14 protein-coding genes are annotated in these 14,401 nt (G+C 57.2%); 8 read left to right on the top strand and 6 right to left on the bottom strand.

Annotated features, from left to right (window positions below):
- Window positions 1-102 precede the first annotated feature (102 nt).
- Window positions 103-1,176: a magnesium and cobalt transport protein CorA gene (locus L8V22_RS00235; protein WP_238800942.1), complete on the top strand. Its 1,074-nt coding sequence runs from the start codon at window positions 103-105 to the stop codon at window positions 1,174-1,176.
- Window positions 1,177-1,199: 23 nt separating this feature from the next.
- A complete protein-coding gene (locus L8V22_RS00230; RefSeq protein WP_238800943.1) occupies window positions 1,200-2,366 on the top strand; it encodes a saccharopine dehydrogenase family protein in 1,167 nt (388 codons plus the stop codon).
- Here L8V22_RS00230 and L8V22_RS00225 read toward each other — a convergent pair.
- Window positions 2,363-2,809, bottom strand: a complete 447-nt coding sequence (locus tag L8V22_RS00225; RefSeq protein ID WP_238800944.1) for a PaaI family thioesterase — start codon at window positions 2,807-2,809, stop codon at window positions 2,363-2,365. The genes L8V22_RS00230 and L8V22_RS00225 overlap by 4 nt on opposite strands.
- Window positions 2,810-2,868: 59 nt before the next feature.
- On the opposite strand from L8V22_RS00225, the gene gndA reads away from it, so the two are divergent.
- The 4 genes from gndA to L8V22_RS00205 all read left to right on the top strand — a co-directional run bounded on the left by gndA (window position 2,869) and on the right by L8V22_RS00205 (window position 7,484).
- Window positions 2,869-4,320: an NADP-dependent phosphogluconate dehydrogenase gene (gndA, locus tag L8V22_RS00220; protein WP_238800945.1), complete on the top strand. Its 1,452-nt coding sequence runs from the start codon at window positions 2,869-2,871 to the stop codon at window positions 4,318-4,320.
- A gap of 108 nt (window positions 4,321-4,428) precedes the next feature.
- Window positions 4,429-5,730 (top strand): DEAD/DEAH box helicase, encoded by a 1,302-nt coding sequence (locus L8V22_RS00215; RefSeq protein WP_238800946.1) that lies wholly within the window; start codon window positions 4,429-4,431, stop codon window positions 5,728-5,730.
- Window positions 5,731-5,749: 19 nt separating this feature from the next.
- Complete coding sequence (locus L8V22_RS00210; protein WP_238800947.1) at window positions 5,750-6,598, top strand: 3-methyladenine DNA glycosylase; 849 nt, start codon at window positions 5,750-5,752, stop codon at window positions 6,596-6,598.
- A 40-nt stretch (window positions 6,599-6,638) separates the two neighbouring features.
- On the top strand, window positions 6,639-7,484 hold the full coding sequence (locus L8V22_RS00205) for a hypothetical protein (protein WP_238800948.1): 846 nt from the start codon (window positions 6,639-6,641) through the stop codon (window positions 7,482-7,484).
- 277 nt (window positions 7,485-7,761) lie between these two features.
- Here the strand turns inward: L8V22_RS00205 and L8V22_RS00200 are convergent, their stop codons facing one another.
- From L8V22_RS00200 to secA2, 5 genes are all read right to left on the bottom strand, one after another.
- Window positions 7,762-8,325 carry a MerR family transcriptional regulator gene (locus L8V22_RS00200; RefSeq protein ID WP_269966367.1) on the bottom strand — a complete coding sequence of 188 codons (564 nt, stop codon included), beginning with the start codon at window positions 8,323-8,325 and terminating at the stop codon, window positions 7,762-7,764.
- Window positions 8,326-8,471: 146 nt separating this feature from the next.
- Entirely contained in the window at window positions 8,472-9,065 is a 594-nt protein-coding gene (locus L8V22_RS00195) for a bifunctional nuclease family protein (RefSeq protein ID WP_238800949.1), read from the bottom strand.
- Window positions 9,066-9,103: 38 nt separating this feature from the next.
- Window positions 9,104-9,850: a transcriptional regulator FtsR gene (ftsR, locus tag L8V22_RS00190; RefSeq protein WP_238800950.1), complete on the bottom strand. Its 747-nt coding sequence runs from the start codon at window positions 9,848-9,850 to the stop codon at window positions 9,104-9,106.
- Window positions 9,851-9,948: 98 nt separating this feature from the next.
- Window positions 9,949-10,383 carry an oxoglutarate dehydrogenase inhibitor Odhl gene (odhI, locus tag L8V22_RS00185; RefSeq protein WP_238800951.1) on the bottom strand — a complete coding sequence of 145 codons (435 nt, stop codon included), beginning with the start codon at window positions 10,381-10,383 and terminating at the stop codon, window positions 9,949-9,951.
- An 85-nt stretch (window positions 10,384-10,468) separates the two neighbouring features.
- Window positions 10,469-12,760, bottom strand: a complete 2,292-nt coding sequence (secA2, locus tag L8V22_RS00180; protein ID WP_238800952.1) for an accessory Sec system translocase SecA2 — start codon at window positions 12,758-12,760, stop codon at window positions 10,469-10,471.
- 87 nt (window positions 12,761-12,847) lie between these two features.
- On the opposite strand from secA2, the gene L8V22_RS00175 reads away from it, so the two are divergent.
- On the top strand, window positions 12,848-13,999 hold the full coding sequence (locus L8V22_RS00175; RefSeq protein WP_269966366.1) for an alpha/beta hydrolase family protein: 1,152 nt from the start codon (window positions 12,848-12,850) through the stop codon (window positions 13,997-13,999).
- Entirely contained in the window at window positions 13,999-14,388 is a 390-nt protein-coding gene (locus tag L8V22_RS00170; RefSeq protein ID WP_238800954.1) for a YchJ family protein, read from the top strand. The genes L8V22_RS00175 and L8V22_RS00170 overlap by 1 nt, the downstream gene beginning before the upstream one ends.
- Window positions 14,389-14,401: the final 13 nt, after the last annotated feature.

Raw genomic sequence — 14,401 nt, 5'->3', positions numbered from 1 at the left:
GATTATATTACCCGCCTTCGGTGTAAGATTTACCCGCTGCGTAAAATCGCCGCCTACCTACTGGGAACATATCCACACTACCGCGCAAAGGAGGCTGAAAAGATGCCATCCGTACCTTCACCCTTTAGGGGCCGCAAGAAGCCCGAGCCTCCGAATAAGCCCTCTTCCCTGCCGGTCCCACCGGAACGCGCCATCGAGCACTGCCGCGTCTTTGTTGATGGCGAGTCGCTTCCCGGTGAGTATTCCACTAGCTCCGCCTTGGAAGCCATTGAGGAATACGGTCGTGGCTTTATTTGGGTAGGCCTGCACGAACCCTATGAGTCCCAGATGACCAAAGTGGCTTCCCAGTTTGGCATCCACGAGCTCATCGTAGAAGACGCCGTGATGGCCCACCAGCGCCCCAAGCTCGAACGCTACGACGATCAGCTCTTTGTGGTCGCGCGCTCTGTGAACTACCGCGACCACGATGAGGTCACGGATAAGCGCCAGATCATCTCCACTGGCGAAATCCAGATGATCATGGGCTCCAATTTCATCATCACCGTGCGCCACGGTGCAAAGCTGCCCAACCTGGCTTATACGGTAGAGGACGAACAGGATTTGGTGGAGCTTGGCCCCGTTGCTATGGCTTGGAAGATCCTAGATATGATGGTGGACCGCTACTCGGAGATTTCTCGACTCATCAGCATCGAGGTCGATGAGTTAGAAGAGGAAATTTTTACCCCTAACCTCAAGTTTGATGTAGACCGCATCTACATGTTCAAACGTGAGGTGCTGGAGATGAAACATGCCATCAACCCTCTCTCGGTGGCTTTGAAATCCATGGTCTCAGACCACAAAGACCTAATTTCTAAGCAATTGCGCTCTTACCTGCGCGACGTCAACGATCACGAACTTGTGGTCAAAGACCAGGTTGCTAGCTTCGATGAACGGCTAACTTCGCTTATCGATGCCTCTGTGGCCAAGGTGACCATGCAGCAAAACTCGGATATGCGCACCATTTCCGCGGTCGTTGGCATGTGGGCTGCGCCCACTTTGGTGGCCGGTATCTACGGTATGAACTTTGACATCATGCCGGAGCTGCATTGGGCTTTGGGCTATCCCATGGCGATTATCATCATGGTCCTGGTTGTTCTTGGGCTCTGGGCTTGGTTCCGGAAGAATCACTGGCTCTAACACTTGCGGTACGCTCGTGGGCTATGAGCGATATCACTGTCTATGGTGCCACCGGGCTTGTCGGTCAATTGGTGGCGCGCTACCTAGCCTCGATTGACGCGCCATCTGTCACTCTCGCGGGACGGAACCGGCCGGTACTGGCTGCACTTCGGGATGAGCTGAACCCGCACTGGGAGATTGCCATCGCCGCCGCCGACGATGCCGCTGCTGTGGAGCGCATGATTGAGGGCACCCAAGTGCTGATTACTGTAGTCGGCCCCTACAGCCTATATGGGGAAAATGTCCTTGCCGCCTGCGCGCGCCACGGCGTGGACTATGTAGATCTGTGCGGTGAGGTTCCGTTCATTCGCCGCAGCATTGATTCCTACCACGCTGAGGCCAAGTCCACCGGTGCGCGCATCATCCATTCCTGCGGCTTTGATTCCGTGCCTTCAGATATTGGGATGCTCAACCTTTTTGAAGCCGCGGGAAAGCCATTTGCGCGGGTTGAAATGGTCGTCGACAAGCTGAAAGGCGGAATCTCGCCGGGCACCATCGAATCTTCCCTGCAGGTCTCGCTAGCCGCGCACGCTGATAAGAATGTAGCCCGCAACCTGCATAACCCTTACTCCCTCGATCCGGATCCAAAGGCTGGTCCGCGCTTGGAAGGACTCCAGCGGGACTTTGAGGTCAAAGAGTTGGATGGCATTGGGTGGGTGGGCCCATTTTTCATGTCCATGTTCAATACCCGCGTGGTGCGACGCTCCAATGCTCTCCTTGGGCGGGCGTGGGGCAAGCGCTTGTTTTATAAGGAAGCATGGTTTGCCGGGACCGGGTTAGTCGGTCGTGCACGGGCCTATGGTTTGGCGCTTGCCACCAAGCTGCTTTTTGATGGCACCCAATCACGCTTGCGCCCCGTGGTGGAAAAGGCCCTGCCCACGCCTGGGCTAGAAGGCGCGCATTTCCAAGTCAGTCACCACGGCGTGACCGAGGACGGCGAGCGCTGGCATGCAACCGTCTCAGCACAAGGGGACCCAGGCTACGAGGTGACCGCAATGATGCTGAGCCAGGCTGCACTCTGCCTGCTTGATTCCCGCGCCGATTCTGACCGCACAGGCGGCGTACTTACCCCGGCCACCGGCCTAGCTAAGCCGTATCTGGAACGGCTTTCTTCCCACGGGATGACCTTTACTGCCGCGCGGGTAAGCTAATGCAACATCATGGTGCGCAAAGTGGTGCGGGCTATGAGCTCCCCGCCCTGGCGCATTTCAACACTCCACAGGTGAGTGCGTCCGCCTAGCTGCACCGGCGTGGCCACAGCATCCAGCTCCCCTTCGCCCGTGGAGCGGATAAAGTCGCTGGAATTATGCACTCCTACCGCGGGGGCATCGGCAGCCACCACGCTGGCAATGGAGGCAACGGTTTCTGCGATGGAACAATACAGCCCACCATTGGCCACTCCCCAGGGTTGGTGATGCTCGGGTTTTACCTGCAGCTTTGCCCGCGCCTCGCGCGGGCCGACGTGCGTAAACCGCAGCCCTATCAATTCCGCAAGGCCGCCATTTAAGGCATTAAGTGACGTCAGTTCTTCTGCTGTGAGCACCCGCGTATGAGCGAGGTGAAGTAAGTCATTGAGTTTTTGCGTATCCGACATAGTCCACCAGCCTAGCCATTGATGCCAGCACCGCATCCTAGTGACGTAGGATAGACAGCATGACTGATAAGAATGAACTTGCTCAAATTGGCGTCGTGGGATTGGCGGTCATGGGTTCTAATTTGGCCCGTAACTTTGCCCGCAACGGCAATACCGTAGCGGTCTACAACCGCAGCCCTGAAAAGACCCATGCGCTCATTGAGGCTCACGGTGAGGAAGGCAATTTTGTGCCTTCGGAAACCATTGAGGATTTCGTCGCTTCTTTGGAGCGCCCGCGCAAGGCAATCATCATGGTTAAGGCTGGCAAGGCCACCGATGCGGTCATCGATCAGCTGGCCGAGGCTATGGATGAAGGCGATGTCATTATTGACGGCGGCAATGCTTTGTTTACGGACACCATTCGCCGCGAAAAGGACGTCGCTGCCCGCGGCAAGCACTTTGTTGGTGCGGGTATCTCTGGCGGCGAGGAGGGCGCGCTTAATGGCCCATCCATCATGCCCGGCGGCCCGAAGGAATCCTGGGAGACTCTCGGCCCGATTCTTGAGTCCATCGCCGCTAATGTTGATGGCACTCCATGCGTTACCCACATCGGTCCCGATGGCGCCGGCCACTTTGTCAAGATGGTTCACAATGGCATCGAATACGCCGATATGCAGGTCATCGGCGAGGCTTATCAGCTGCTGCGCTACGGCGCGGGAATGGAGCCGGCCGAGATCGCTGAGGTATTCCGCGAATGGAACTCCGGCGACCTCGACTCCTATCTCATTGAAATTACCGCGGAGGTCCTAGCTCAGAAGGATCCGGAGACTGGCGCTCCGCTTGTCGACGTCATCGTAGATGCAGCCGGCCAGAAGGGCACCGGCCGCTGGACAGCCATCAATGGATTAGAGCTCGGTGTTCCCATTACCGGCATCGCCGAATCCGTCTTCGCGCGTGCACTGTCCTCCTCCACAGCGCAGCGCCGCGCCGCCCAAGAGGGCCAGCTGCCCGCCGGTACCATCAAGGAGCTGGACGTGGACAAGGCAGCGTTCATCGAGGACGTGCGCCGTGCCCTCTATGCAGCCAAGCTAATTGCCTACTCCCAGGGCTTCGACGAAATTAAGGCTGGATCCGAGGAGTTCGGCTGGGACGTCGACCCGCGCGACCTAGCCACTATCTGGCGTGGCGGCTGCATCATCCGCGCGAAGTTCTTGGACCGCATCCGTGCCGCCTACGACAAGAATGCGGATCTCCCCGCCCTCATCCTCGATCCATACTTCAAGGGTGAGCTGGAAGATCTCATTGATCCGTGGCGTCGCGTGGTCGTTGCCGCAACTCAGCTGGGTCTTCCCGCCCCAGTCTTTGCCTCTTCCCTCTCCTATTACGACAGCCTGCGCGCCGAGCGCTTGCCCGCCGCCCTCATTCAGGGCCAACGCGATTTCTTCGGTGCGCACACCTTCAAGCGCACCGATAAACCAGGGGTCTTCCACATTGAGTGGTCCGGCGACCGCAGCCTGACTCAGACCGACTAGATTCGCGTCTACTCGATTGGGGCCCTTAGGGGCCCCTTTACTGTTTCCTAGCAGGCGTTTCCACTCGAATACGGCAATTGGTCGCGCTGCCGATAGGATGGGAAGGCGATGACTACCTTTGCCGATCTTGGCTTACCCCAGCGCCTGGTGCACGTTTTGCGCAACCACGGCATCACCGAACCCTTTCCTATTCAGCGCGCCGCGATTCCTGATGCCCTCGCGGGCAAAGATGTACTCGGCCGCGGCCCTACCGGTTCGGGTAAGACTTATACCTTCGGCCTACCCATGCTAGTGCGCCTTGCCGGAACTGGCGCGTCCAAACCGGCACACCCGCGAGCACTTATCCTCGCCCCGACCCGCGAGCTGGCGACCCAGATTCACCAGCGACTCGATGAACCAGCAGCAACACTTGGTCTGCGAGTGCTCGCCGTGGTGGGCGGAGTCAATATCAATCACCACATCCGCTCGCTCGCACGCCCCGTCGATGTCCTTGTGGCAACCCCTGGTCGGGCTCAAGATCTTACTAATCAGGGCAAGCTACATTTGGATGAGGTCCGCATCACTGCCCTGGATGAGGCTGACCAGATGGCCGATATGGGCTTTTTGCCCCAGGTGCGAAAACTCCTGCGGCTGACTCCCGCGCAAGGCCAGCGGATGCTGTTTTCTGCGACCCTGGACGGGGATGTCAATAAGCTGGTGGAGCAATTCCTTCACGACCCTGTTGCCCACTCCACTGCTCCAGTTCAAGCTGCAGTGGAATCCATGTCCCACCATCTCTTTTTCGTGGGCGACCGCCCCGCCCGAAACGAAGTTGTGCTGCGCATTGCAGCCCGCCAGGGCAAGACCATCATGTTCATGCGCACCAAACACGGCGTGGATAGGCAAGTCAAGAAGCTTCGCCGCGCTGGCATCAACGCCTATCCACTGCATGGCGATAAAGGCCAAGGCGCGCGCACCCGCGCTATCGAAGGCTTTGCTGACGGCAGCGTGCCAGTGTTGGTCGCCACCGATATCGCCGCTCGCGGAATCGATATTGCGGATGTTTCCCTCGTCGTCCACGTCGATCCGCCCGCAGAGCACAAGGCCTATCTCCATCGTGCTGGGCGTACAGCCCGCGGCGGCGCAGCAGGCACCGTGATCACCTTGGTAATGGATGAACAGCGCAAGGAGGTAGGGACTCTCATAAAGAAAGCTGGCGTCGCCGCTACTGAGCACGATATTTCTGGGCGTGATAATCCTGCGGGAACACCTGCGCTCAAGGAGGTAACGGGTGCTCGTAAACCCAATGGCCCTGCCCTTCCCCCGCCTGGGCAGGCCACTCCCCAGAATCCGGCGAAGACCGCAAAGAAGAAGTCCCCATCTCAACGCCGCCGTCCGAGTGGTAGAAACACTCGCCGCCGCGACCGCTAAGATAAGGAGGAATGCTCTCGTGCGCATTTTGAGCCCGGATGAGTGGCATGCTCAGCTACAGGAACACGAAAAGCAGGCCACCGACCGCTTGGAGCGTTTCCGCCACCCTGGCAGCTACCACCCTGTCTTCGATTTTCTCTTTGAGTACTACCCCGTCCGACCTTCCCACTTGAAGCGTTGGCATCCGGGTGTAGGAATAGCTCTAGAAGGCACGCCTCCACACGTCGACTGGCGGGACTACCACGCCACCCCAGACGGAGTAACCGTTGATGTGGCTGGCTTTCTGCAACGCCGCGGTGGCGCGGTCCGTTATATCTCGAATCTGCTTCGCCGTTGTGCAACCAATCCCGCTCATTTTGACTGCTTTGGTCTGCATGAATGGGCAATGGTTTACCACACAGACTCCCCGCGCCATTCGCTTCCTTTGCGTCTGGGTGCAGAAGGCACAAACCGCGTTGTGGACGAACACTCAATTAAGTGTTCCCACTACGATGCCTTCCGTTTCTTTACCCCTCCGGCTCGGCCACTTAACCTCACCGTACTTCACCGCGAAGACCAGCCCGCAAACGACCAAGCGGGCTGCGTACACGTCACAATGGATCTGTATAAATGGGCGTGGAAGCTGGGTCCTCTGGTTCCCGGCAAACTATTCCTTGAGTGCTTGGATGTGGCGATTGAAGCACGCATCCTAGACATGGAGGCCTCTCCTTATGACTGCCGCGATTGGGGTCTCGGGGTCGTGCCCATTGAAACCTCTGAAGGCAAGGCCGAATATGTCTCTAGGCAGCGAGCCCTGGCGCACAAGGCCGAACCGCTGCGAGCCAGGCTTGTCGCTGTGATAGATCAGGCACTTGCCCCGCTACAATAAGCCACTAACAACGGCAGTTTGCTTGGGAGGAACACACCACATGGCACGGCATTCAAATGGGAAAAATACCTTCGCAGTAGCGGGATGGGTTATTGCAGTGGCTATTATCGCACTTCTGGCCATCATCGCCTTGGTAGCTTTCCTCTTGCGAGGTTCTGACAGCGCCGATGGAGACAACAGCGCTGCTCCCGCTGCTGTGGAAAGCAGCAGCGAGGCTACACCGGAGGAGGCCACGAAAGCGACCTCCAGTGCTCCCACTTCCGCCGCGCCTGCCAGCTCTTCTTCTCCACAGAGTTCCGCACCAGCTCCCAGCTCCGCTGCAACTCCCCAGCCCGATCTAACCATGGCTGCAAATACCCTCCTTCTTTTGGATACCTCTTCCTCAATGGCTCCCATCTATGGTCCTGTCTCTCAGGCCTTGGGCACCACCGCGGCTGGCCTAGCCGCGGACGGTGGCGCTGTGTCCTTGTGGAATTATTCTTCGCCCATCTCTGAGACTGCAACGGTTGGCTACCGTCAAAACTTGGGCTTTGGTGATGGCAATGCAGTTTCCGGCACGCTCGGCGGCTTTGGTACTGGCGGTGTTCCGCAAACGCGCAGCGCTGTGGTTGCGGCTGTAGCTAACGCCGCCGACCAAGCTGCAGGTAGCAACGATAAAGCGCGCGTTCTCGTGGTAACTACGGGTACCGAGCAAGACATGGACGATGCTGAATTTACGGCTGCGCTAAAGGACGTCGCCGCGAAGGACGTTTCCCTCAGTGTCGTGCACGTAGGTGAAGGCAACGTGGATGCGGCTCTAAGGTCCGCAGCCGATAGTTTCGACACGGTTGACTCAGCGGACGAAGCCAAGCTTACTGGCGCTATTAATAGGGCCGCAGGCGTCTAATAGACAACTGCTTCTTTCCTGTGGCACCGGACAAGTTCGTTCGGTGCCATTGCTTTTATCTTCATTAAGGTAACGAGAATTAGCTACAGGCGGCCCTTAAACAACCTAAACCAGTCGGAAAAGGCCAGATTGAAGCGCCCCGGGCGTGAGCCTAGCGACACGAATGATAGGTATTTCCTAGAGCTTACCTACCGTAGACTACCCGTTGTTCAGCAGTTAAAAATCCACCCTACTTCCCCGTGAGCTGGGAAGTAGGGTGGATACTGATGTTCGGAGTCTAGGAGCTCTTACGCTTGCGACGAGCAGCCAGCTCGTCGAGCCCGACAACGTTGTCCTCGGCGAATTCTTCTATGCGCTCCGAGGGGAAAGAGGAAATCGTGCCGGACAGTTCCTTCAAGATGCCCGGAACTGCAATGCCGAAGACGCCTTGGCCGCCGGCAAGCAGGTCAATTACCTCGTCATTGGAACGGCACTCATAAACGGTGGTGCCATCGGACACGAGGGTAAGTTCCGCCAAATCATTGACGCCACGGTCTCGCAAAGACTCAACGGCCAAACGAATATTTTGCAGGGAAATGCCGGTATCCAGCAGGCGCTTCACAATCTTGAGCACCAAAACATCCTTGAAGGAATACAGGCGCTGGGAACCAGAACCACGTGCCGTACGAATGGACGGATTGACCAAGTTAGTGCGTGCCCAATAGTCCAGCTGGCGATAAGTAATGCCGGCAACCTGGCAGGCAATAGGCACGCGGTAGCCCACTTCCTCGTCAGGTCCGACGTCGAAAAGTGATTCCTGTACGTAGGTGGATGCGGACTGAGGGTCCTCGATAATGCTCACGTAATTACTCCAATGGGGTTTGTTGGAAGTTCTAAAGATCAATTAAAAGCCAAGCGCATACGCCCGTCAAGCGCTGCCTGCTCAACTTTCAAGTACAACTTTAGACTTCTCAAACCACATTGTCACCATTAGTCACACGCGTGTCATTAACTTTTTTCTTCATCACCCCCCGAAAGGAAATCCTTATCTTCCATTCCCAAAGACCTCATCATCGCCTCGAAATCAGCATCTGCCTGCGCATTCCCCGATGCTGACGTAGAAGACTCCCCATTTTCGCTGCTATTTTCCGAAGCACCTTCAAAAGGGGTAGAAATTTCCAGGTCGAAGTATTCCTTCAGGTCCGCGTCGCTGGCATAGACGGATACCTGAGCAAGAAGGTCCGCTTCAGCTGAAATAGGGACGTTGAAGTATTCGGAGACAGCCAGGGCGTCACTTAACCGTGAGTCATATACCTCACCGTTTGGTGCCTTGATGTCTACCATGAACGTTCCCTGGTAATGGTTGGCGATTTCGATTGACTCAACCCCGCCAGTTCCCTCCAGGACTTCGCAGATCAGATCCTGCGAGTTGGGACGGTTGGGTTGGTGACCATCCAAAACGGCGGCCAATTGCATGCCCTCAATGGGGGAAATCCACACCGGGACGAGGCGGTTTTCTTCCGGCCACCGCAACAAGGCACACACGTCGTCCTCGGGGCCGACTTGGTGGATACCGTGGAACTCTAGGGTTACATCACTCATAGGTACCACTCTCCCACAAAGACGGGAACTCGTGTGTATTAGGCGTGGTATTCATCCCGCAGATCTGATTTCACCAGCGTCGCATGCAAAGACACCACTAGAGCGGTCATTTGCTGGGATATTTCTTCCGCCTTTTGATGTGCGGTATCAGACTTGGAGTGCGCCACCGGTGCGGCCGCTTGGGAAATCAGGTCGGCCTGCCGGCGCGCATTATTGCGCAAAGACTTTAGCTCACGGGCACCGAAACCAAATGCCTTTAGTGCCACAGCGGCTGAAACAATGGCCACATCATCGGTATTAAAAAAGCCGGCTGGATCTGGGCCAATGAGCCCGTATTTGACCAAGGATGCGACGTCTTCTTCACTAGCGCCAGCTTGCGTGGCGACCTCTATATCGGTCAAACGCGTAACTACAGGGGCTTTAAACTGCTGTGGAGAAAGTAGCGTTTCTGCATTTCCCGCAGAAACAATGGCAGTGACTTGGCCGGAATCCATGGCTTCTAGCTGCTCACGGATAACCTTCAGCGGCGTATAGTTATCGCGCTGAGTGGTGAGAATGTAGCGCAGTCGATCCACATCTTCTTGGGTGAAACGGCGATAGCCCGAAGCCGTACGCTGAGGACTAATGAGCCCTTCGGATTCAAGGAAGCGGATCTTAGACACCGTGACGTCCGGGAATTGCTGATTCAGCGTCTCCAAAACCACGCCGATGGACATGGTCTTAGGCTTTTTAGCTTTAGGGCTGGTGCGGCGTACTGCTGCTGCCGAAGAATCTGCTGCGCTCACTGTGTCTATCTCTTAAGGGTAATGAAAGTTCTTGTCGTGCCATAAGTAGACTACACCGCCCCTCCTAGAAAGGAAGCGCGGCTGTTCTACTACTAGGATTAACTCTGGTTAGCAATGAAAACCAAACGGAACTTGCCAATTTGGATTTCATCTCCCACCTCGAGCACCTGAGAATTGCGCGGTTCGCGATTAACGTAGGTTCCGTTGAGGGATCCCACGTCAACTACCTCAAACTTGCCGTCATCATTCTTGCGGAACTCCGCGTGACGGCGGGATACCGTAACGTCATCGAGGAAGATGTCCGCCTCGGGGTGACGGCCAGCGGTCGTGGTCGCCTGATCCAGCAAGAAGCGGGCGCCTGCATTCGGGCCACGCTTGACTACTAGAAGAGCCTGACCCTCTGCAAGGTTATCGGTGCCGGCAACGGCAGCCTCGTTGCCATTTGCGCCGTTTTCCATCTCCTTGAGCAGGTCTGCGCGGAATACAGATGTGGTCTCCACCTGTGGTTCCGGGGTTCCGGTGTTCTCGCTCATTGTTACCTCCGAGGATTAGTTACGAGTTACTTATAACAATACTAGCGACTCATTTGAGTCTGTGACCTTTTCGCGGGGAATTATTTCACCGGAAAATATTTCCGATGCCGCTCAGCACGGAATTTCCCTTGCCCGCAAGGGGGTTATCAGAAACCATATAGGTCCACGTAGCACTCGGGCGGGCTAATCCGGCGTCATCCAGGTGTGCCCCTGCGGTGTCGATAAGCACTGCGCGGAAAGTTTCCACAGACTTGTCGACAGCTCGCTGGGCCAGGTCCTTAAACTCCCTTACCGCAATACGGTGGTACTCATCGATCGGCGTCTCGCGGGCAATGGCGCGCAGGTGGATCGACTCGCGCACATCGTCCATAAGCTCTAGGTGATCTGCCCACGCCAGATCCAAGTGGTAGAGCATGATTTCGCGTGCGGCCTTGACGCGAGCTTTCTCCGGAACTTCCGCAAGCTCTGCCGCACGCTCAGGGGCTCGTTGGGAAAGCTCCTGCCACGCTTGATCTGTATCTAATAACTTGGCGCGCCGCTCATCAATGATAATGCGCTGATCGGCTAGTAGCTGGTTATATTTCCACGTTTGGGCGTGAATTTCGAGCAATTGCCCTTCGGTAACGCGCTGACAGTGCGCGATAAAGTCACTCACGCGTTTGGATTCAATCCGCCCATCGTCGGCCGGTTGAGCGCGCACGACCTCGCCGTCACCGCCCTGTTGAACCACGTCATCTTCTAGGGAGACAAAGAATAAGGAAAGGCCGGGATCTCCCTGCCGGCCGGCACGGCCACGCAGCTGATTATCCAGGCGGGCGGTGCGGTGCCGCGAGGTACCGATCACCGCTAGGCCGCCAAGCTCCGCAACTGCGTCATGGTCGGCCTGGCTAGCGCCTCCCAACTTGATATCGGTGCCGCGTCCGGCCATCTGGGTAGAGACAGTGACGCGACCGATATCGCCGGCCTCGGCAACAATCTGCGCCTCCTGCTCATCATTTTTGGCGTTGAGCACATTGACCTCAATGCCGCGTTCGCGCAGAGCATCTGCCAGATCTTCCGACTCAGCAACATCTTGCGTGCCCACCAAGATAGGCTGTCCCGTAGCGTGGATTGTGGCAATTTCTTCCACGATAGCTGCGGATTTGTCATCGACCGTGGCGTAAATGCGGTCTTGCTCATCAAAGCGCTGTAACGGCTTGTTGCGATCGATTACTGATACATGAAGATCGTAGAACTGACGCAGCTGATCGGTGGCCTCCACCGCGGTGCCCGTCATACCGCACACCAGTGGATAGCGCCGCATGAGTTCTTGCAGCGTGATGGTGTCGAGGATGCGCCCGCCCTCGGATACCTCTAGGCCTTCCTTGGCCTCTACAGCCGCCTGGAGCCCATCGGGCCAGCGTTGCAGGTCGGCGACGCGCCCCCGAGAGGCGTCGATAAGCTGCAGTTTGCCATCGACCACTATGTAGTGGATATCTCGAATCAACAAGGCCTTCGCATGCAGAGCAAGGTTGACCTTGACCAAAATAGTGCCGATATTCTCTTCGGAATACAGCGAATCAATGCCTAATTCTTGCTCAACACGGCGTGCACCGGTCTCCGTCAGTTGCACGGTGCGGCCATCCTCTGAGATGGAGTAGTCCAACTTCTCTCGCAGGCGCGAAATCACATTGGTGATATGGCCCGTGGGGGCTTCACCGGGCCGATTTCCGGCCAGCACCAGTGGTACGAGGGCCTCATCTACCAGCACGGAATCGGCTTCATCTACCAACGCGACGTCACCGGCGGCCTGTACTGTTTGGGACCGGTCGGTGATCTGGTTATCCCGCAACAGATCAAAACCCAGCTCGTTGACCGGAGCGTAGATGATATCTTGCGCGTAGGCTGCGCGGCGCTCATCCGGTGTCATGTCCTCCGTCACTGAAGCAACGCTCAGGCCAAAAAACTCCACTACGGGGCGCATCCACTCGGCGTCACGGGCGGCGAGGTAGTTATTAACAGTGACTAGATGGACCCGCTTTCCGGTCAGCGCAAAGCCGGTGGCAGCCATGGCACCCACCAGGGTCTTGCCTTCACCAGTTGCCATCTGGATGACGTCTCCGGTGAGCAGTCGCAAGGCCGCTTGGGACTGCACATTGAAGGGGGCCATGCCCAAAGTGCGCTCGCACGCCACCGCCAAGGCCGCGAGGAACTTAGCTTTGTCCGCTACCTCGCCGCCCCGCACGGCATCGCGTGCGGCTTGGGCTACAGCTGCGTCATCCTGCTGGCTCAGGCTTCGGGCAGCTTCGTCTGCTGAACCCACGATGGCCTTGGATTTCTTATCATTACGCTCGCTTTGCGAGCCCATCGCTTTCCAGAACCAATCAAACGCGCCCATACCTCATCCTCCTTAATTGGATTGCTCCTAACGACTGTAGTCAACCTGGTATGGCTTGCGGTTAAAAGGCCCGTTATTCTAGTTCTCATGCAATCTGTCAATGTAAAGCTGCCTTCGAGCCGGGGTACTGAGATGGCCGGAACCATCGACTTCCCGGATTCTCCCCCGATCGCCTACGCCATCTTTGCCCATTGCTTCGCCGGCTCCCGCCACACTCCCGGTGCCGCCCGCACCGCGAAACAGCTCACCGAGTTTGGCATTGCCACCTTGCGTTTTGATTTTCCCGGCCTTGGTCAGTCCGCCGGCGAATTTGGCGATACTACATTTAGCCAAAACGTAGACGATATCCATGCAGCCGCTGCTTGGCTAACGGAGCATTACTCTGCCCCACAATTGCTGATGGGACACTCGCTGGGCGGCGCAGCCGCCTTGAAGGCAGCCACCACGATGAAATCGCTCAAGGCGGTAGCCACCATCGGTGCGCCTTTTGATCCGGCGCACTCCGTGCTGCACTACGCGGATAAGATCGGAGAGGTCGATGCCAACGGCGAGGTGGAAATTATCCTCGGCGGCCGCGGCCTTATCATCTCCCGCAAGTTCCTGGAGGACCTGGCGGATACTAATCCCGAGGAATACCTGCCCAAACTCCGGAAACCGCTGATGGTTCTGCACTCCCCCATTGACCAGACCGTGGGCATTGATAACGCGCAGAATATCTTCCTACTCACCCGTTACCCCAAGTCCTTAGTCTCGCTGGATAAGACTGATCACCTGCTTACCAAGCAGGGTACCGCCGCCCGCGCTGCGGATCTCATCGGTGCGTGGGCCGAACAGTTCATCGTTCCCGATTACCAGCCGGAAGAAGTAGGCACTGACGCCGCCGTTGCGCAGCCAGCCACCGGCACCAAATTCGGCGTAGTGGTGCGCCACAATGACCATAGCCTCAGCGCCGACCGCACCAAGAAAAATGGCGGCAAAGGTAAGGGCTTTACTGCTGAGGGTCTTATTATGTCCGCGTTGGCCACGGCTTCGACCCAAGCAATCAAGGATGCCGGTAGGAAGCTTGCGCTTGACGACGTCCATGTAAGCATCACCCAAACCGGACCCACCAGCTTCGAGCGCCGAATCGAGCTAGTTGGCAGCCTCTCTGCCGCGGAAGAATCCACGCTACGCTCTGCGGCGAAGGATACTGACCTCGAGCGCATGCTCGGCAACGTCACCATCGTGGATGCAGGCTAATGGTGGCTTATGAATCCTCACGCCGCTGCCCCTGTGGCACCGGCCTTTCCTACGGCGAGTGCTGCGGCAAGTACCATGCCGGTAGCAATGCGCCCACCGCAGAAGCGCTCATGCGCTCTCGGTTTAGCGCTTTTGTTACCGGCGACGAGGAGTACTTGCTGCGCACGTGGGATCCTGTCACTCGACCTGAGGCCCTCGACTTGGCAGACTCCCCCATTAGGTTCTACCGCCTCGATATCCTAGACACCCAAGGCGGCGGCCTGATGGATAGTTCCGGCGTGGTGGAATTTGAAGCGTTTTATAAGGGAGCAGCTATCGGTTCGCAGCGCGAACGATCCTCGTTCCGCCGCATCGACGGTACGTGGGTGTATTCCACCGGCGAGCTTTAACGCAGGTTACACC

Source organism: Corynebacterium yonathiae, from assembly GCF_027570195.1.
In the GTDB taxonomy this organism is placed as follows: domain Bacteria; phylum Actinomycetota; class Actinomycetes; order Mycobacteriales; family Mycobacteriaceae; genus Corynebacterium; species Corynebacterium yonathiae.
This window is presented reverse-complemented; position numbering and strand designations above follow the sequence as displayed.

What these genes read in the sequence shown, in the direction of transcription:
- L8V22_RS00235 (WP_238800942.1), top strand. Translation starts at nt 103, where the DNA reads ATGCCATCCGTACCTTCACCCTTTAGGGGCCGCAAGAAGCCCGAGCCT.
- L8V22_RS00230 (WP_238800943.1), top strand. Translation starts at nt 1,200, where the DNA reads ATGAGCGATATCACTGTCTATGGTGCCACCGGGCTTGTCGGTCAATTG.
- L8V22_RS00225 (WP_238800944.1), bottom strand. Translation starts at nt 2,809, where the DNA reads ATGTCGGATACGCAAAAACTCAATGACTTACTTCACCTCGCTCATACG.
- gndA (WP_238800945.1), top strand. Translation starts at nt 2,869, where the DNA reads ATGACTGATAAGAATGAACTTGCTCAAATTGGCGTCGTGGGATTGGCG.
- L8V22_RS00215 (WP_238800946.1), top strand. Translation starts at nt 4,429, where the DNA reads ATGACTACCTTTGCCGATCTTGGCTTACCCCAGCGCCTGGTGCACGTT.
- L8V22_RS00205 (WP_238800948.1), top strand. Translation starts at nt 6,639, where the DNA reads ATGGCACGGCATTCAAATGGGAAAAATACCTTCGCAGTAGCGGGATGG.
- L8V22_RS00195 (WP_238800949.1), bottom strand. Translation starts at nt 9,065, where the DNA reads ATGAGTGATGTAACCCTAGAGTTCCACGGTATCCACCAAGTCGGCCCC.
- odhI (WP_238800951.1), bottom strand. Translation starts at nt 10,383, where the DNA reads ATGAGCGAGAACACCGGAACCCCGGAACCACAGGTGGAGACCACATCT.
- secA2 (WP_238800952.1), bottom strand. Translation starts at nt 12,760, where the DNA reads ATGGGCGCGTTTGATTGGTTCTGGAAAGCGATGGGCTCGCAAAGCGAG.
- L8V22_RS00175 (WP_269966366.1), top strand. Translation starts at nt 12,848, where the DNA reads ATGCAATCTGTCAATGTAAAGCTGCCTTCGAGCCGGGGTACTGAGATG.
- L8V22_RS00170 (WP_238800954.1), top strand. Translation starts at nt 13,999, where the DNA reads ATGGTGGCTTATGAATCCTCACGCCGCTGCCCCTGTGGCACCGGCCTT.